The sequence below is a fragment of the Herbidospora cretacea genome (genome assembly GCF_001570605.1).
GTDB classification, from domain to species: Bacteria; Actinomycetota; Actinomycetes; order Streptosporangiales; family Streptosporangiaceae; genus Herbidospora; species Herbidospora cretacea.
Genome location: NZ_BBXG01000013.1, coordinates 140,995 through 160,340, shown reverse-complemented (window position 1 = coordinate 160,340; position 19,346 = coordinate 140,995). Strand labels below are relative to the sequence as shown.

General features: G+C 75.6%; 3 protein-coding genes. All 3 read right to left on the bottom strand.

Going from position 1 to position 19,346, the window contains the following annotated elements; all coding sequences use genetic code 11:
• Nucleotides 1-11 precede the first annotated feature (11 nt).
• Genes AW270_RS24675 through AW270_RS24665 form a run of 3 tightly spaced genes read right to left on the bottom strand, consistent with a single transcriptional unit; the run spans nucleotide 12 to nucleotide 19,346 of the window.
• Nucleotides 12-9,185: a type I polyketide synthase gene (locus AW270_RS24675; RefSeq protein WP_061297863.1), complete on the bottom strand. Its 9,174-nt coding sequence runs from the start codon at nucleotides 9,183-9,185 to the stop codon at nucleotides 12-14.
• Nucleotides 9,186-9,196: 11 nt separating this feature from the next.
• Nucleotides 9,197-13,900 carry a type I polyketide synthase gene (locus tag AW270_RS24670; RefSeq protein ID WP_061297861.1) on the bottom strand — a complete coding sequence of 1,568 codons (4,704 nt, stop codon included), beginning with the start codon at nucleotides 13,898-13,900 and terminating at the stop codon, nucleotides 9,197-9,199.
• A gap of 43 nt (nucleotides 13,901-13,943) precedes the next feature.
• Nucleotides 13,944-19,346 carry a type I polyketide synthase gene (locus AW270_RS24665; RefSeq protein ID WP_061297859.1) on the bottom strand — a complete coding sequence of 1,801 codons (5,403 nt, stop codon included), beginning with the start codon at nucleotides 19,344-19,346 and terminating at the stop codon, nucleotides 13,944-13,946.

The window sequence follows — 19,346 nt, the reverse complement described above, 5'->3', positions numbered from 1 at the left end:
ACTGATGGCGCTCATCGGCGCCGGCGGGAGGCCGACGACTCCAGGCCCGACCGGCGGAGCTGGGCGCGGACGTGGCTGCCGCCGTTCTCGCCCGCCGTCCCCGGCGCGGGTCCCGAGGTGAGGGCCTCGACGGTCGTGGCGAGCGCGGCCACGGTCGGCGCCTCGTACAAGATGTGCGGCGGGAGCTCGGCGAGGGCGAACTCGCGGCGCAGAGCGGCCACGATGCTGACGCCGAGCAGCGAGTTGCCGCCCAGTTCGAAGAAGTTGTCGAGCACGCCGATCCGGTCGAGGCGGAGCGCGTCGCCCCAGATGGCCGCGATGGCCTCCTCCTTCGGCCCCGACGGCTCCTGGTAGGGCGTGACCAGCTCGGGCCGGGGGTGCCGGTCGCCGCCGCCACCGGCCGTGGCGGGCGCGGTCACCGCCTCCAGGTTGAACAGCGCGCTGCCGGTGACGACGGTCTCGAAGTCCTGGGTGGAGACGACCACCCGGGGCTCGCCGCTGGCCAGGGCGCGCAGCAGCGAGCGGTACCCCTCGTCGAAGCCGATGCCGACCCTGGCCCGGTTCTCCTTGAAGAAGGTCTGGAGGCCCTCGTCGTAACCGGCCAGGCCGGCCTCCCAGGCGTTCCAGGTCCACTCGCCCCAGTCGATCGAGACGACCTTGCGGCCGGTCGCGGCCAGCCGGAGCGCGTAGCCGTCGAGGTAGGCGTTGGCGGCGCAGTAGTCGACCTGGCCGGGGCCGCCGCCGGTGGCGGAGGTGATCGAGGAGAACAGCGCCAGGAAGTCCAGCTCGACCTCGCCGGGCTCGCCGATGCGGAGCGCCTCGGCCAGCGCCCGGGTTCCGGCGATCTTGGGGGCGAGCACGGCGTCCAGCTCGCTGGGCCGCTTGAACTGCATCAGGCCCATGGCCGGGAGCCCGGCGGCGTGCAGGACGCCGTGGAGCGCGCCGAACCGCTCGACCGCCGTGTCGACCGCCCGCTTCACCGCTGCCGGGTCGGACACGTCCCCGACCACGATCTCGACCTCGCCGCCGAGGTCGCGGACGGCCTGGACGCGCCGGGCGGCCTCGGCCCGGCCCGACAGGCCGGAACGGGCGAGCAGGACGAGCTTCGCCTTGACGTCGCGGGCCATCCGTTCGGCCAGGCCGAGCGCGATGCCGCCGAGGCCACCGGTGATCAGGTAGACGCCGCCGTCGCGCAGCGGCGTGGCGTCCGGGGTGGCCATGGTCTCGTAGCCGGGAAGGAAGCGGCGGCCCCGGCGGAGCGCCACGATCCGATCGGTCTGCGGGCGGGCCAGCTCGGCGACCAGGCCGGACGGGGTGTCGACGTCGATGAAGCGGGTGGTGACCCTCGGGTACTCCAGGGGGATCACCAGCGCCGGGCCGATCAGCGTCGACCCGTCGGGGTCGCGGACCTCGCCGGGGAGGACCTCCTGGGTGCCGGAGACCGCGATGTCGAGCGACCATCCGTCGACGCCGGACTCCCCCGCCGCCCTCGCCAGGGCGACCAGGGTGTGCAGGCCGTGTTCGACGGTGCCGCCGCCGGGCTCCAGGGTCCACAGGTGCAGGACCCGGTCGAGCCCGTGACCGGCGGCGCGCAGGTCGCGCAGGAGCGCGAGCGCGTCGGCCACGCTTCCCGGGCGGACCGTGCGGCCGTCACCGGTGGCGGCGTAACCCTCGCCCGGGCGGACCGGGATGACGGTCGCGCCGGTCGCGGCGAGTTCGGCGGTCACCTCGTCGGCCGCCCCCTCGCGGGTGAAGACGAGCCACGAGCGGGGCCGGTCCGCGCTGGGCGCGGGGGCCGCCGTCTGCCGCCAGACCGGCAGGTGGAGCCACTGTTCCTCGGGCAGCTTGGGCAGACTCGTGATCGCGTCGAAGATGCTGCCGCCGTCCAGGCCCGCCGGTTTCGCCGGCCGGTCGGCCTTCGGGCCGGCCGCGACCGGTGTCCCCTCGGTCCAGTAGCGGCGCCGCTGGAACGGGTAGGTCGGCAGCGGGATGCGGCCCGGCAGGCCCGCGTTCCCGGTCTGGTTCCCGGTCTCGGGCAGCCGCCCGTGGTAGGCGTTCCAGTCCAGGTCCGCGCCGACCAGCCAGAGGCGGGCCAGGCATCCGGCCAGCGCCTCGTCGTCCGGCCGCCGGTCGCTCGCGCCGGGCAGCGCGTGCAGGATCAGCGGCCAGCGCTTCGGCGGGCAGCCCGCCCCGCGGACCAGCGCGCCGAGCGACTGGCCGGGCCCGATCTCGACCACGGCCAGCTCGGGGTCGGCCAGCAGCGTCTCGACGCCCTTGCCGAACCGCACCGTCCCGCACATGTGCTCGGCCCAGTATCCCGGGTCGCAGACCAGGTCGGCGTCGGCGAGCTCGCCCGTCAGGTTGGAGATGTAGGGGAGCTCCGGCGGGTTCAGCCGGATGTTGGCCTTCACCCAGTCGGTCAGCTCGCCGGCGACCGGCTGGAGCATCCGGGAGTGGAACGCGTGCGTGGTCTCCAGCGCCCGGCACGGGATCTCGGCCCGGCGCAGCTCGGTGACGAGCCGCTCGGTCTCCTCCGCCGGCCCGGCCACGACCGAGACCTGCGGGCCGTTGACGGCGGCGAGGTCCAGGCCGCGCCGCTCCAGCCGGAACTTGCGGCGCAGGTCCTCGGCGGGCATCGAGACGGCCACCATCGACCCGGCGGGCAACGCTCCGATCAGCGCCGCCCGGTGCGCGACCAGGGCGATCGCGTCCGGCAGCGAGAGTACCCCCGCCAGGCAGGCCGCGACGTACTCGCCGAGGCTGTAGCCGAGCATCAGCCGGGGCTGGACGCCCCAGGCCATGAGGGTGCGGGCCAGGGCGTACTCGACGGCGAAGAGGGCCGGCTGGGCGATCTCGGTGCGGCGCAGCGTGCCGGCCCGGCCGTCCCCCGACCCGGCCTCGGCCCGGCCGAGCAAAACGGCCAGGTCGTCGGCCGCTCCCCGCCCGCCGGCGACCAGGCCGGGCAGGTCGACGCCGTCGAGCGGCCCGCGCAGCAGCTCCAGGCACTCGTCCAGGGCCGCGCGGAACGCGGGTTCGCGCTCGTAGATCTCGGTGACCATGCCGGGGTACTGCTCGCCGACGCCCGCGAACAGGAACGCCGTCTGGCGGCCCTGCACGGTGTCGACCCGGGAGAGCAGGCCGTCCTGGGCCGCTTCGCCGGTGAGGATCCGCGCGGCGTCGGCCGTGGCGGTGGCGACGACGACCTTGCGGTGCTCGAACGTCTTGCGGCCCACCTGGAGCGTGTACGCGGCGTCCGCCAGCCGGGTGCCGGAGGCGGCCGCCAGGTGCTCGCCGAGCCGCCGGGCGGCCTCCTCGGCGGCGACGGCGTTGCGGGCCGACACCGGGAGGATCTGGTGGCGGCGGCCCTTCGCGTCCTCGACGCTCGCGGTCCGCGCCGGGGCCTCCTCGATGACCATGTGCACGTTGGTGCCGCCCATCCCGAGCGAGTTGAGCCCGGCGATCCTCGGCCGGCCGTCGCGGGTCCGCCACGGGGAGAGCTCGGCGTTCACGTAGAAGGGGCTGTTGTCGAAGTCGATCTCCGGGTTGGGGGCCGTGTAGTGCAGGCTCGCCGGGATGACCTGGTTGGTCAGGGCGTAGGAGGTCTTGATCAGGCCGCTCGCGCCGGCCGCGCGGTCCAGGTGGCCGACGTTGGTCTTGACCGAGCCGATCGGGCAGTAGCCCGTCTCCCCCGTCGGGCCGAACGCGCGGGTCAGCGCGGCCACCTCGATCGGGTCGCCGAGCTCGGTGGCGGTGCCGTGCGCCTCGACGTAGCTGATGTCCTCACCGGTGACCCCGGCGTCGGCCATCGCGTCGGCGATCACCCTGGCCTGGCCGACGACGCTGGGCGCGGTGTAGCCGACCTTGAGCGCGCCGTCGTTGTTCATCGCCGAGCCGCGGATCACCGCCCAGATGTGGTCGCCGTCCCTGACCGCGTCCGACAGGCGCTTGAGCAGGACCACGGCGGCCCCGTCGCCGAACATGCTGCCCCGGGCCTGCGCGTCGAAGGTGCGGACGTGGCCGTCGGGCGACTCCATGCCGCCGGGGCCGAAGACGTGGCCGACCTTGTCGGGGACGCGGATCGAGACCCCTCCGGCCAGGGCCATCTCGCAGTCCCCGGCGCGCAGGCTCTGCACCGCCAGGTGGGTGGCGACCAGGGAGGTGGAGCAGAACGTCTGGACGGCGACGCTCGGGCCGTGCAGGTCGAAGAGGTAGGAGACGGTGGTGGTGAGGGCGTCCTTGTCGTTGCCCATGATGATCTCGTAGTGGCTGACGTCCTCGTCCTCGCGCATCAGGCGTTCGCCCATGTGGAGCAGGTAGGTGCTGATGTTCGCGCCGCCGTAGACGCCGACCCGGCCGCGGTGGCCGGGGGCGCCGTAGCCGGCGTGCTCCAGGGCCTCCCAGCAGACTTCGAGGAACAGGCGCTGCTGCGGGTCGGTGAGGGCGGCCATGCGGGGGCTGATGCCGAAGAACTGGGCGTCGAAGCCGGCGATGTCGTCCAGGACCGGGCGGGCGGGGACGTAGGCGGGGTCGTGGATGAGGGCCTCGTCGACGCCCGCGGCCCGCAGCTCGTCCGGGCTGAAGAAGCTGATCGACTCGACGCCGTCGCGGAGGTTGTGCCAGAAGGCGTCCACGTCGCCCGCGCCGGGGAACCGGCCGGCCATGCCGACGATGGCGATCCGCCGGTCGTCGTCGTCGCGGGTCGCCGCGACGGGGGCGGGCTTGACGACGGGCTTGGGGGCGGGCTTGGCCGGGGAGGCCGTCGCGCCGCGTTCGTCGAGGATGGCCGCCAGCCGGTGGACGGTCGGGGCCTCGAAGAGCAGCACCGTCGGGACGGCGACCCCGAACCGCTTCTTGACCAGCGCCAGCATCTGGAGCGCGACCAGCGAGTTGCCGCCGAGGTCGAAGAAGTTGTCGCGGGTGCCGACGGGCTCGACGCCCAGCACCTCCGACCACAGCTCGGCCAGCGCGCGCTCGGTGCCGGTCAGCGGCGGGCTGTAGGGCTGCGGCAGCTCGGGGCGGGGGAACCGCTCGGCGGCGTGCGCCGGTCCGGCGGCGACGTCGGCGGCGACCTTCGGCAGCCGGTCGGCCAGGCCGCCCGCGGCCACCACGACGGCGGGCCTGCCGATCGCGATCACCTGGTCGAGCGCGGCCAGGGACTCGGCGGCGGACATCGAGTGGGCCGCCATGGTCGCGCCCATGCCGCCTTCGAGGCGCTCCAGCGTGACCGACCAGGTGTCCCAGCTCGCGGCCAGCCATCCCGGCCGCCGGGCCAGGGCGGTGAGCGCGGCGTTGGCGGCCGAGTAGCTGCCGAACGCGATGCCGCCCAGGATCGAGGAGGTGGACGAGAACAGCAGACAGAAGTCCGGTTCGTCCCCCGCCAGCACCTCGGCCAGGACCCGGGCTCCGGTGACCTTCGCGCCGAAGTGGCGTGCGACGGCGGCCTCGGTGACGTCGCGGAGCGGGAGGAAGGTGTCGGGCCCGGTCTCGGCGGCGGCGTGCACCACCCCGTCGATCCGGCCCACTTCGGCGAGCATCGCGCGCATCGCGGCGGCGTCGGTGACGTCCACGCGGGGGGTGAGCACCTCCGCGCCGAGCGCGCGCAGGCGGTCGGGGCCGTCGCCGCGCGGGCCGCTCCGGCTGGTCAGGACCAGCCGGCCCGCGCCGGCCCGGATCAGGTGCTCCCCGACGAGCAGACCGACGTCGCCTAGCCCGCCGGTGATCAGGTAGGTGCCGCCGGGGCGCACGCCCGTGTGGACCTTGGACGCGGAGGCGGGGACGAACTCCCGCACGTGGCGGCGGCCGTTCCGGTAGGCGACGAGGACGTCGGCCGACGTGCGCCGCAGCTCGGCGGCCAGGACGTCGGCGTGACCGGCGGCGCTCGCGCGCGGGTCCAGGTCCACGCCCCGGCAGTCGAGGGCCAGGTACTCCTGGTTGCCGATGATCGGCAGCGTCGCCGCCGCGGCCTGGGCGGGGTCGGCGTGCTCCCCCGGCGCGACCGACTGCCCGCCCAGGGTGGCGACGACGACCCGGGTCCGGTCGCCGCCGTCGTCGCCGAAGGCGTCGAGCAGCCGGGCCAGCGGCACGACGGCCCGGCCGTCCGGGCCCTCGGGGCCGTCGGGGCCGGGGTCGAGGAGGCGCAGGTCCGCCACGACGGAGGGGCCGCCCTCGGCCAGCCGCCGGGCGAGCGCGACGTGGTCGGCGGCCGAGGCGAAGTCAATGGTGAAGCCGCCGGGGACCTCGGCGAACGAGGCTCCCGCCCGCACCGTCACGACCTCGCCGCCGTCGGCGCGGAGCGCCTGGGCCAGCGCCTCGGCGACGCCGGCGCCGTCGGCGAACAGGACGTGACGGCCGACGGTGTCCGTCTCCGCCGGCAGCGCCTCGGCGGCCCAGCGGGACTCCAGGAGCTGGACGTGCTCACGGTCGGGCTCGGGGTCGGCCGCCAGGCGCGGCGCCTCGGCGGGGCGTCCGGCCGGGGCGTCGATCCAGTAGCGCTCCCGCTGGAAGGGGTAGGTGGGCAGGCCGACCTTGGCGGCGGGCCGGTCCTGCTGGTAGCCGGGCCAGTCGATCGGGGCGCCGGCCAGCCAGAGCCGCCCGAGGGCCTCGGCGAGCACCGTCCCGGCCGGGCGCGGGTCGGCGGCGGCCGGGAGGGTTCCGACGACCAGCGGCCAGCGCTCGCGCGGGCAGTCGCGGTGCGCCCGGACCATCGCGCCCAGCGACTGACCGGGGCCCAACTCCAGCAGGGCGTGGTCGCCCTGCGCCAGCAGCGTGCCCAGCACGGCGTCGAACCTGACCGGCGCGCACATGTGCTCGGCCCAGTAGCCGGGGTCGGTGGCCTGCGCCTCGGTGATCAGCTCGCCGGTGACGTTCGACACGTACGGGACGCGCGGCCCCGACAGCTCGACGTTGGCGGCGATCCAGTCCGTCAGCTCGGCGCGGACCGGCTCCATCATCCGGGAGTGGAAGGCGTGCCCGGTGGCCAGCGGGCGGCACGGGATCCCGTCGGCGGCCAGCAGCGCCCGGACCGCCTCCATGGCGGCGGGCTCGCCCGCGACCACGGTCAGGTCGGGGCCGTTCTCGGCGGCCACGTCGATCCCGGCGACACCGCCCCGCGCGATCCTGGCGGTCAGGTCGGCCGCGCCGAGCGGGACCGCGCTCATCGCGCCCTCGGGCAGCGTGTCGATCAGCCTGGCCCGGTGGGCGACCAGCGCCAGCGCGTCCGGCAGCGAGAGCACCCCCGCAAGGCAGGCGGCGACGTACTCGCCGAGGCTGTACCCGGCCAGCACGGACGGGGTGACGCCCCAGCCGATGAGGGTCGTGGCCAGGGCGTACTCGACGGAGAAGAGCGCGGGGTGCAGCAGCGCGGTCGGCAGCGTGGTCGGCAGGGCATCGGAGGTGGCGCTCTCGCGGCCGAGCAGGGCGCTCAGGCCGCCGCCCGAACGGGTGTCGCGGGGGCGGAGCATCTCCTCCAGCGGGTCGGCGCCGTTCATACGGGTGCGCAGGATCGCGCGGCACTCGTCCAGGGCGGCCCGGAAGGCGGGTTCGGTGGTGTACAGGTCCTCGGCCAGGCCCGGGTACTGCTCGCCGGTGCCCGGGATGAGGAAGGCGACCGGGCGGTCGGCGCGGCTCTCCGCGCGTCCCAGCACACCGGCGTCCCGCATCCCGGCGACGGCCTCCTCGGCCGTGGCGGCGACCAGGAACCGGCGGTGCTCGAAGACGCGGCGGCCGGCCCGCAGGGTGTGGGCGACGTCGCCGAGCCGCAGGTCAGGGGTGTCGGCGAGGTGGTCGGCGAGGCCGGCGGTCAGCTCGTCGGCGGCCTTCGCAGAGCGGGCCGACCAGATCAGCAGCTGCGGCCGGGCGGTGTCCCGCGGCCGGGAGACCGGCGGGGCCTCCTCCAGCACGACGTGCGCGTTGGTGCCGCCGATGCCGAAGGCGCTGACCCCGGCCCGGCGGACCCGGCCGGTCGCGGGCGGCCACGCGCGCAGGGCGGTGACCACGTCGAGCCGGGCATCGCCCGCGCTGAGCTGGGGGTTCGGCGTGGACAGGTTGCGGGTCGGCGGGATCTCGCCGTGCCGGAGCGCGAGCGCCGCCTTGATCAGGTTGGTCACGCCGGCGGCCCTGTCGAGGTGGCCGACGTTGGGCTTGACCGAGCCGACCAGCAGGTTCCGGCCCTGGAACACCTGCTGGAGCGCGGCCAGTTCGGCGGCGTCGCCGAGCGCGGTGCCGGTGCCGTGCGCCTCGACGTAGTCGATGTCGGCCGGTGTCAGACCGGCGGCGGCGAGCGCCTCGGCCATCACGGCGGCCTGGCCCTGCACGCCGGGCGCGGTGAAGCCGACCTTGCGACCGGCGTCGTTGTTGACCGCCCAGCCCCGGATGACCGCGTAGATCTGGTCGCCGTCGGCGAGCGCGTCCTCCAGGCGGCGGAGCGCGACCACGCCGACCCCGCTGCCGAGCGGCGCGCCGAGACCGTCCGCGTCGAAGGCGCGGCACTCGCCGTCGGGCGGGGCGATGCCGCCCTGCTGGTAGAGGTAGCCGACCCGCTGTGGGACGCCGACCGCCACGCCGCCGGCCAGCGCGAGGTCGCTCTCGAAGGCGGCCAGGCTGCTGGCGGCGGCGCAGACCGCGACGAGCGACGTGGAGCAGTAGCTCTGCACGGAGTAGCTGGGACCGGACAGGCCGAGGGTGTGGGAGACCCGGGTGGTGAGGGAGTCCTTGTCGTTGGCCAGCCCCACCGCGAGCTCGCCCATGACGGCGCTGACCTCGCTGGGCACCAGGTTGTTCTGCAGGTAGGAGCTCCAGGCGGAGCCGCCGAAGACGCCGATCGCGCCGTCGAAGCGGGTGGGGTCGCAGCCCGCGTCCTCCAGCGCCTCCCAGCTGTGCTCCAGGAAGAGCCGGTGCTGCGGGTCGAGGATCTGCGCCTCCTTCGGGCTGAACCCGAAGAAGCCCGCGTCGAACAGCTCCACCCCGTCGATCACCGCCCCGGCCTTCACGTAACCGGGGTCGGCGAGCAGGTCCTCGGGCACGCCGGCGGCCCGGAGCTCCTCGTCGGTGAAGCGGGTCACCCCTGACCGGCCGGCCCGGATGGCGGTCCACAGGTCGGCCACGCCGGAGGCGCCGGGGAACCGGCCGGACATGCCCACAATGGCGATGTCGGTGCCCTCGTCGTCGAAAACGTCTTCAGCTCTCATGTCGGGCGTCCTCACTTCCGCGTCCCCGAGCGGGCGCGGCGACGCCGCGACCCCCGCGCCGAGCTGGTGTCCAGAGCCTGGCGGGCGCCTTCCGCGGCGTCTCCGGCCACCGCGGCGGCGAACTCCGCCACGGTCGGGTGTTCGAACAGCACGGCGGGCGCGATCGGCACGCCGAGTTCCTTCTCGATGGCGAGCACCATGGCCATCCCGACCAGGGAGTTGCCGCCGAGGTCGAAGAACGGGTCGTGCACGCCGACCCGGTCGATGCCGAGGTAGGCGCCCCACACCTCGGCGATGGCGGTCTCCGCCTCGGTCCGGGGGGCGGCGTAGTCGGTGCGGAGCTCGGGGCGCGGGAAGCGCTCGCTGAGCGAGACGGCCGTGGTCGCCCCGACCAGCGCGTCGATGTCGACCATCGCCGACCAGTCGCGGAGCACCTCGCCGAGCGGCTGCCGGACCGCCAGGACGCTGCCGTGCCCACCGGCCACGATCCGGTCGAGCAGGGCGCAGCCGCCCTCGTCGGCGAAGCCGTACCGCTCGCGGTAGGCGCGCACGCGCTCGGCCAGGCCGGTGGCGGACTTGAGGCTCTCGGCCTGCCAGTCGTCGTGCTGCCACGGGCCCCAGGCGATCGACACGACCCGGGTGGAGGGGGCCGAGGCGGCGAGCGCCTCGCCGTAGGCGTCCAGGACGGTGTTGGCGGCGCAGTAGTCGCTCTCGCCGATGCCGCCGAACGCGGTGACGGCGGAGGAGTACAGGACGAGCAGTTCGGGCCGCCGGTCGGCGGGGGTCTCCGGGCCGACCAGTTCGGCCAGCGGGCCCATCGCGAGGACCTTGGGGGCGAGCACCGCCCCCGCGTCCGCGAGCGCCCTGCGCTGCGCCATCCCGCCGGCGGGGAGCCCGGCGGCGTGGACGACGCCGGTGAGCGTGCCGAAGTGGTCGCGGCAGCCCTCCAGCGCGGCCCGCAGCTCGGCGGGGACTCCGACGTCGGCGGTGAGCAGCAGCACCTCGGCCCCGGCGGCCTCCAGGTCCGCGACGTCCCGCAGGCTGCGCCCGGCCCTGGACTCGGGGTCGACGCCGGGATCGCGGGTGAGCGCGGTCCGGCCGACCAGCGCCAGCCTGCGCACCCCGGCCCGGACCAGGTGCCGGGCCAGTGCCATCCCCAGGCCGCGGGCGCCGCCGGTGATCAGGTAGACGCCGTCCTCCCGCCACGGCTTCGGCGGGTCGGCGATCGCGGGCACCTCGGCCCAGCCGCGCAGCCAGCGCCGGTCGCGCCGCCAGCCGGAGACCCGGTCGTGCGCGGCCTCGTCGCGGCCGGCGTCCAGCAGCAGTTCCCAGCCGATCTGACCGGCCTCGGCGTCGATGTCCGGCGCGCCGGGGTCGAGGTCGACGCCGGTCCAGTCCAGGCCCGCGTACTCGTGCCGGATCGCGCGTCCCAGGCCGTGGGTCACGGCCCGGTACGGGGCCGTCGCGTCCGCGCCGAGGATCTCGGTGGCTCCCCGGGTGACGGTCAGCAGCCGCACTTCCCGGTCGCCGAGGGCCTGGGCGGCGAGCAGCAGGCTGTCGAAGCCGTGTTCGACGGCGGTGTGCGGGTCGTCGGCGAGGAGGCTCCACAGGTGGGCCACCCGGAGCGGGCCGTCGCCATCGGCGAGGGCGAACACCTCGGCGTAGTGGCCGGGGTCGCGGGGGTCGATGACCAGGCGGCGGCCCTCGCGGCGCAGCTCGGTCCCGGCGACCACCTCGACGACCCGCGCGCCGGACGCGGCGGCGCGGTCGGCGAGCGCCGCGCCGACGCCGCCGGGGTCGGCGAACACGATCAGCGACCCGTCCAGCCGCAGGCCGGCGGGGACGGCCCGGCGCGCCGGGTCCCGCTGCCAGGAGGGGGCGAAGCAGAGGTCCGCGGGTCCGGCCGGCCGGGTGGACGGCACCGGCGAGCTGCTGCCCGCGACGATCTCGGGCCAGTAGCGGGTCCGCTGGAACGGGTACGCCGGCAGGCTGACGACCCGGCCGGGTCCCGGCTGGACGCGCTCCCAGGTCACGCCCGCGCCGAGTTCCCACAGGCGGGAGCAGGTGTCCAGGAGTTCGACCCGGGCGTCGCGCGGTGCGCCACCGGTCCAGGAGGCCGGCAGGGTGCCGAGGACGGCGGCCCGGGAACCGCCTGCGAGGTTCTGCCGGACCAGGCCGCCGAGCGTCTGCCCCGCGCCGAGTTCGACGAACACGTCGATGTCCTGCTCGACGCAGTGCCGCACCGCGTCCGCGAACCTGACCGTGCTGACGAGCTGGTCGGCCCAGTAGGCGCTGCTGGTGGCCTGTTCGGCGGTCATCGGCAGACCGGTGAGGTTGCCCAGGATCGTGGTGGCCGGGGCCTGCCGCGGCACCGACTCGATCAGCGCGGCCAGCTTCTCCCGCGCGGGTTCGAGCAGCGAGGAGTGGAAGGCGTGCGCGGAGCGGAGCGGGCGGCAGGCGACGCCCGCGGCGAGCAGCCGTTCGGTGACGGCGTCGATCTCGTCGGGCGCGCCGCTGAGGACGGTCATCGACGGGCCGTTGAGCGCGGCGATCCCGGCCCCGGTCCCGGCGAGGTAGGGGCGGACCTGGTCCTCGCCGGCCGCGACCGCGACCATCCTCCCGGCCGGGATGGCGCTGATGAGGCGGGCGCGTTCGGTGACGACGCGGAGCGCGTCCTCCAGGGTGAAGACCCCCGCCAGGGTGGCTGCGACGTACTCGCCGAGGCTGTAGCCGAGCAGCGCGTCCGGGCGGACGCCCCGGTGCGCGAGCAACTGGGCCAGCGCGTACTCGACGGTGAACAGGAACGGGTGGGCGACCTCGGCGTGCGCCAGCCGGTCGTCGGTCTCCGACGGGGCCTGCGCACGGCCGAGCAGGACGGCCAGGTCTCCGGAAGAGGCGGCCGGTTCGGCCGGCTCGAACAGCGGGCGCAGGTCGACGTCCCCGAGGAGTTCGACGCAGCGGTCGACCGCTTCGGCGTAGACGGGCTCGGACTGGTAGAGCTCCCGGCCGAGGCCGGCGTACTGGTCGCCGACGCCGGGGAGGAGGAAGGCGACGCGCGGCCGCCCCTTGACGCGGGCGGCGGCCCCGGACGAGGCCGCGCCCCGGAGCCCGCGCACGGCCTCGGCGACGTCGTCGCAGACCAGGACGCGGCGGTGGTCGTGCTCGGCGCGGCCGACCCGGAGGGTGTGCGCGACGTCGGCCAGGTCGGCGGCGGGGTGGTCCTCCAGCCAGGAGGCGAGGCGGGCGGCGTGCTCGCGGAACGCCGCGTCGCCGGCGGCCGAGAGGGGCAGCGCGTGCGGCCCCCCGACCGCCGCCGCCGGCTCGGGTGTGGGCGCTGATTCGAGCACCAGGTGGGCGTTGGTGCCGGACAGGCCGAACGAGCTGACCCCGACCAGGCGCGGGGTGCCCTCGCCGGGCAGCGGCACCGCCTCGGCGGCCGGCCTGATCGAGCCGTCGGCGGGGACGGCCGGGGACGGCGCGGTCAGGTTGAGGGTCCGCGGGATGAGCCGGTTCTCCAGGATCAGCACCGATTTGATCAGCCCGGCGACCCCGGCGGCGGCCTGGGTGTGGCCGATGTTGGTCTTGACCGCGCCGACCCGCAGGGGGCGTTCGGCGGACCGGCCGCCGAAGACGTCGTGCAGCGCGCCGAGCTCGATCGCGTCGCCGAGGTGGGTGCCGGAGCCGTGCGCCTCGACGTGGTCGATGTCGTCGGGCGAGACGCCTGCGGCGGCCAGCGCGCTGGTGATCACCGCGACCTGGGCGCTGCGGCTGGGGGCGGTGAGGCCGTTGCTGCGGCCGTCCTGGTTGACGGCGGAGCCGCGCAGCACGGCCCGGATGCGGCGGCCGTTCGCGATCGCCTTGGAGAGCGGTTCGAGCACGACCAGGCCGGCGCCCTCCCCCATCACGTAGCCGTCGGCGCCCTCGTCGAACGTCTTGCACCTGCCGTCCGGGCAGAGCATCCCGCCGGCGCAGGCCTGGATGAAATTGGTGGGGTGGATGGTGAGCGAGGCTCCGGCGGCGACGGCCAGGTCGCAGTCGCCGCGCCGCAGGCTCTCGGCGGCCAGGTGCACCGCGATCAGCGACGAGGAGCAGGCGGTGTCGACCGTGAGCGTCGGGCCCGACAGGTTGAACTGGTAGGCGATCCGCCCGGCGGCGACGCTGGCCGACGCCCCGGCGGCCAGGTAGGGGTCCGCCAGCGCGTCCAGGCCCTGGCGTTCGAGCTGGAGACGGCCGTACTGGAGGGTGTCCATCAGGCCGATCATCACGGCGGTGCGGCTGCCCGCCACCCGGCCCGGGGAGACGCCCGCGTTCTCCAGTCCCTCCCAGGTCAGCTCCAGCAGGAGCCGGTGGACCGGGTCGACGCGGAGCGCCTCACGCGGGGACAGGCCGAAGAACTCGGCGTCCCAGGTGGCGATCTCCGGCAGGAACGCGCCGTGCCGGGTGTACATGGCGGCCGGGGTGCGCGGGTCGGGGTCGTAGTAGTCGTCGATGTCCCAGCGCGAGGCCGGGACCTCGGAGACGCCGTCGCGGCCCTGCGACAGCATGTCCCAGTACCCCTCGACCGTCTCGCTCCCGCCGGGGAAGCGGCAGGCCATGCCGATGATCGCGACCGGTTCGTGGGTCCGGTCCTCGGCGGCGGCGAGCAGGCGGCGCGTCTGGGTCAGTTCGACGGTCACACGCTTGAGGTAGGCGCGGAGTTTTTCCTCGTTCCCCATCTGTCGAGCCTTTCCAGTAGCGAGGGGGTGGTCGGGACGGTGGTCAGAGTTCGTTGTCGATCAGCGCGAAGATCTCCTCGTCGGACGCCGAGCCGATCTTCGCCACCACCTCGGTCGCGACGGCCGGGCCGGGCGCGAGCCTGGTCAGGCCGGTCTGGAGGATGGCGACGAGCTTGTTCCTGACCGCGTCCGCCTCACCGTTGAGGGAGCCGAGCTCGGCCTCGACCCGCTCCAGCGCGCCGCGCAGCGTCTCCTCGGGCGAGGGCGCGGCGGGGGCGAGGTGCCGGGACAGGTAGCCGGTCAGCGCGGTGACGGTCGGGTGGTCGAAGACGAGCGTCGCGGGCAGCCGCAGGCCGGTCTCCGTGTTGAGCCGGTTGCGGAGTTCGACGGCCGTCAGGGAGTCGAAGCCGAGCTCGCTGAACGCCCGGTCCACGTCGATCCCGTCGGCGCTGCCGTGCGCGAGCACGGCGGCGACGTGGGCGCGGACGAGGTCGGTGAGCAGCCGCCTGGCCTCGGTCTCGGGCACTCCGGCCAGCCGTCCCCGCAGGTCGCCGCCCACCGGGGCGGGCGAGGCGGCGCCGGACGCGGCCTGCCGGCGCGGGGCGCGGACCAGGCCGAGCAGCATCGGCGGCAGATCGCCCCGTTCGGCGCGGGCCTGCAGCCCGCCGGTGTCCCAGCTGGTGGCGACGACCACCGGTTCGGCGCTGCCGAGGGCGGCGTCGAACAGGTCCAGGCCGGCTTCGGGGGTGAGCGGCGCGACGCCGGAGCGGGCCATCCTGGCCACGTCCCCGTGGGTGAGCCCGCCGGTCATGCCGGTGTCGGTGTCCCACAGTCCCCAGGCGATCGACAGGCCCGGCAGCCCGGCCTCGCGGCGGTGCGCGGCGAGGGCGTCCAGGAACACGTTCGCGGCGGCGTAGTTGGCCTGCCCGGCGTTGCCGAGCGTCCCGGCCAGCGAGCTGAACAGCACGAAGGCCGACAGCGAGAGGTCGCGGGTGAGTTCGTGCAGGTGCCAGGCGGCGTCGGCCTTGGGCGCGAAAACGGTGTCGAGGCGGTCGCGGTTCATCTCCTCGACGGTCGCGTCGTCCAGGACGCCCGCGGTGTGCACGACGCCGGTCAGCGGCCGGTCGGGCGGGACGAGCGCGAGCGCGGCGGCCAGCGTGTCCCGGTCGGCGGCGTCGCCCGCGACGACCGTGACCCGTGCGCCGAGCGCGCCCAGGCCGTCGGCCAGCTCGCCCGCGCCGGGCGCGTCGAGGCCGCGCCGGGAGACCAGCAGCAGATCCCGGACGCCGTGCCGCTCCACCAGCCGCCGGGCGACCAGGCTGCCCAGGCCGCCGGTGCCGCCGGTGACCAGCACCGTTCCGTCGCCGAACCCGGTCGCGGGTCCGGCGGTCCGGCGGGCCAGCCGGGGGGCCAGCAGCGCGCCGTCGGCCGCCACGAGCTGCGTCTCCCCCGCCGCGACCGCGCCCGCCACGGCGGGCCAGTCGGCGAAGCCCTCTTCGGCCTCCAGGAGCACGAACCGGCCGGGGTGCTCCGACATCGCGGTGCGGACCAGCCCGCGCACCGCCGCGCCGGCCAGGTCCCCCGGCCGGACCACGAACACCAGGCGGGAGGCGGCGAACCGCTCGTCGCCCGCCCACATCCGGACCAGGTCCAGCGCCCGGCCCGACTCCTCGCGCAGCGCGGCCGGCAGCTCGCTCGACGGGTCGGCGGCGACGGTGGCGACGACGAGACCGGGCACGTCGGCGGGGAGCGGACCGGCGCCGAGGAAGACGAACGCGGTCTCGTCCCCGGCCGGCGGGGCGAGCCTCACCCAGTCCGTCCCGTACGTGACGGGCCCCCGCGCGGCGGTCGTGCGCGCCGGGGCGCTCCGCACCCGCAGGTTGCCGATGGAGAACACCGGGCGGCCGGACGCGTCCGCCGCTTCGACGGTCGCGTCGTCCCCCGACGGGACCAGCCGGACTCGCAGCAGGGTCGCCCCCGCCGCGCGCAGGCTGACGCCCCGGAAGGTGAACGGCAGGCGCGTCCCGCCGCCCGGCCCGGCGGCCAGCACCATCGGCTGGAAGGCCGCGTCGAGCACGGCGGGGTGGATGCCGAAGCCGGTCACGTCCAGGTCAGTGGCGATCTCGGCGAACAGTTCGGCGCCCCGGGTCCACATGGCGCGGACGCCCTGGAAGGCCGGGCCGTACTCGTAGCCGAGGTCGGCCAGCCGCTCGTAGCCGCCGTCGAGCGGGAACGGCTCGGCGTCGGCGGGCGGCCAGGAGGTCGCCCAGGGCAGGTCGGCCGCGGCCGTCGAGCCGGTGACGAGGAGCGCGGTCACGTGCCGCGTCCAGGTCACGCCGGTGCGGGAGAAGACCCCGGCGGAGCGGCGGCCGTCGGCGTCGGGCGGGCCGACGATCACCTGGACGGGTACGGAGTCCCCCTCGGAGAGGAACAGCGGCGTCTCGATGACCAGTTCCTCCAGGTGGTCGCAGCCGGTGAGCGCGCCGCCTTCGAGGGCCAGTTCGACGAAGGCCGCGCCCGGCAGCAGCACGCCGCCCTCCACGGCGTGGTCGGCCAGCCACGGCGCGGTGGCCGCGCTGAGCTCCCCGGTGAGCAGGAACCCGTCGTCGGCCGTCGGCACGACGGCGGTGAGCAGCGGGTGGCCGGAGGCGTCGATCCCGGCGGGCGCGATCCCGGCCGGTCCCGCCGCGCCCAGCCAGTAGCGGCGGCGCTCGAAGGCGTAGGTCGGCAGGTCCACGTTGCGGTCGGGCCCGGGGGTGACGGCGGCGCTCCAGTCGACCTCCGCGCCGAGGACGTACGCCCCGGCCAGCGCGGTCAGGAAGCGGCGCCAGTCGCCCGCTCCCCGGCGCAGGGTCGCCGCGACGCCCGCCGTGATCCCGGCCGACTCGCAGATCTCCCGCAGGTCGTGGCCGAGGACAGGGTGCGGGCTCGCCTCGATGAACAGCGGGGTGCCCTCGCCCGCGAAGGCGGTGACGGCCGACTCGATCAGGACCGGGTTGCGCAGGCTCTCGTACCAGTAGGCGGTGGTCAGCTCGGCCGTGTCGATGAACTCGCCCCGGTGCGCGGAGCTGAACGCGATGTCGGTCGCGCGGGGGGCGACCCCGTCGAGGGTGGCCAGCAACTCCTCGCGGAGCGCTTCGACGTGCGGGGTGTGGGAGGCGTAGTCGACCACGATCCGGCGGATCTGGACGGTGCCGCCGTGGGCGGCGGTGAACGCGTCCAGCGCGTCTGCGTCTCCGGCGACGACGCAGCCGGCGGGGCTGCTGTGCACCGCGATCCAGATCTGGTCCCGCCACGGCTCCAGCAGGTCGCGCAGCCGCCCGGCGGGGAGCGACACGGCGAGCATGCCGCCGGTGCCGCTCAGCTGGAGCAGGGCCCGGCTGCGCAGCGCGACGATCTTCGCGGCGTCCTCCAGGGAGAGCGCCCCCGACACGCAGGCGGCGGCGATCTCGCCCTGGGAGTGGCCGACCACGGCCGCGGGTTCGACGCCGAGCGAGCGCCACAGCGCGGCCAGCGAGACCATCACCGCGAACAGGACCGGCTGGATGACGTCGGTGCCCTCCAGGGGCGGCGCGCCCTCGTCGGCGCGGAGCACACCGGTGACCGACCAGCCCGTGTGCACGCGCAGGGCCTTCTCGCAGCGCTGCATCTGGGCGCGGAACGCCTCGTTGGAGTCGAGCAGGTCGACCGCCATGCCGGCCCACTGGGAGCCCTGACCGGGGAAGACGAAGACCGGCCGCGTGTCGGCGGGGGCGACACCGGCCACGGCGGCGGGGTGCCGGGCGCCCTCGGCGAGGGCGGTCAGCGCGGCGACCAGTTCGGCTCGGCCATCGGCGACGACGACGGCGCGGTGGGCGAAGCCGGAGCGGCGGGCCAGGAGCCGGCCGGCCGCGAACAGGTCGGCCTCGGGGGCGCCTCCGGCGAACCCGCTCAGCCGGGAGGCCTGGCCGCGCAGGGAGGCGGCGGACTTGGCGTTGAGGACCCAGACGAGCGGACCGGCGGCCGGAGCCTCGGTCCCTGTCCCTGTCCCTGTCCCTGTCCCGGTCTCGGTCTCGGCTTCGGCGGCGGGCGCCTCCTCCAGGATGAGGTGCGCGTTGGTGCCGCTGATCCCGAAGCTCGACACGGCCGTCCGCACCAGCCGGTCGGCGGGCAGCGGGACCGGCTCGGTGAGCAGCCGCACCCCTCCCGACGACCAGTCCACATGCGGGGTCGGCTCCGCCACGTGCAGGGTCACCGGCAGGGTCCGGTGCTCCATCGCCTTGATCATCTTGATCACGCCGGCCACCCCGGCGGCGGCCTGGGTGTGCCCGATGTTCGACTTCACCGAGCCGAGCCAGAGCGGCCGGTCGGCGCCCCGCTTGCGTCCGTAGGTGGCGAGCAGGGCCTGGGCCTCGATCGGGTCGCCGAGCCGGGTGCCGGTGCCGTGCGCCTCGACGGCGTCGACGTCGCGGGTGTCGAGCCGCGCGTCGGCCAGCGCCTGCCGCACGACCCGCTCCTGGGCGGGGCCGTTGGGCGCGGTCATGCCGTTGCTCGCGCCGTCCTGGTTGACGGCCGAGCCGCGCACCACCGCGAGGATCTTCCGCTTGTTGCGCCGCGCGTCCGACAGGCGCTCCAGCAGCAGGATGCCGACCCCCTCGGCCCAGGCCGCGCCGTCGGCGGTCGAGCTGAAGGACTTGCAGCGGCCGTCGGCGGAGATGGCCCGCTGACGGGAGAACTCGATGAACGGCTCCGCCGAGGCCATCACGGTGGCTCCCCCGGCGAGCGCGAGCTCGCACTCGCCGCGCCGCAGCGCCTGCACCGCCAGGTGGATCGCCACCAGCGAGGACGAGCAGGCGGTGTCCACCGAGATCGACGGGCCCTCCAGCCCGAAGGTGTACGACACCCGTCCCGACAGCACGCTGGAGGCGCTGGAGGTGAACAGCGTCCCCTCGACCGCGCCCGGGACGGTGCCGATGAAGCGGCCGGAGTAGTGCTCGTACATGTTGCCGACGTAGACGCCGGTGAGGCTGCCGCGCAGGGTGGCCGGGTCGATGCCGGCCCGCTCGATCGCCTCCCACGACGACTCCAGCACGAGCCGGTGCTGCGGGTCGGTGGCCAGCGCGGTCCGCGGGCTCATCCCGAAGAACGCGGCGTCGAAGTCGCCCGCGTCGTACACGAAACCGCCGTGGCGGGTGTACGACTTGCCCACCGCCTCCGGGTCGGGGTCGTACAGGTCGCCGGCCCAGCCTCGATCGGTGGGGAACTCGCCGATCGCGTCCACGCCGCCGGCCACCAGCTCCCACAGTTCCTCGGGGCTGGTCACCCCGCCGGGGTAGCGGCAGGCCATGCCGACGACCGCGATGGGCTCGTGCCGGCGTTCCTCCAGTTCCGCGAGGTGCTCGCGGGTGTCCTCCAGCTCGATGATCGCGCGCTTGAGGTAGTCGCGAAGTCTTTCCTCTGTAGTCAC

Bases quoted from the DNA above. Each gene is read 5' to 3' on its own strand.
- AW270_RS24675 (WP_061297863.1), bottom strand. From the start codon at position 9,185: ATGAGAGCTGAAGACGTTTTCGACGACGAGGGCACCGACATCGCCATT.
- AW270_RS24670 (WP_061297861.1), bottom strand. From the start codon at position 13,900: ATGGGGAACGAGGAAAAACTCCGCGCCTACCTCAAGCGTGTGACCGTC.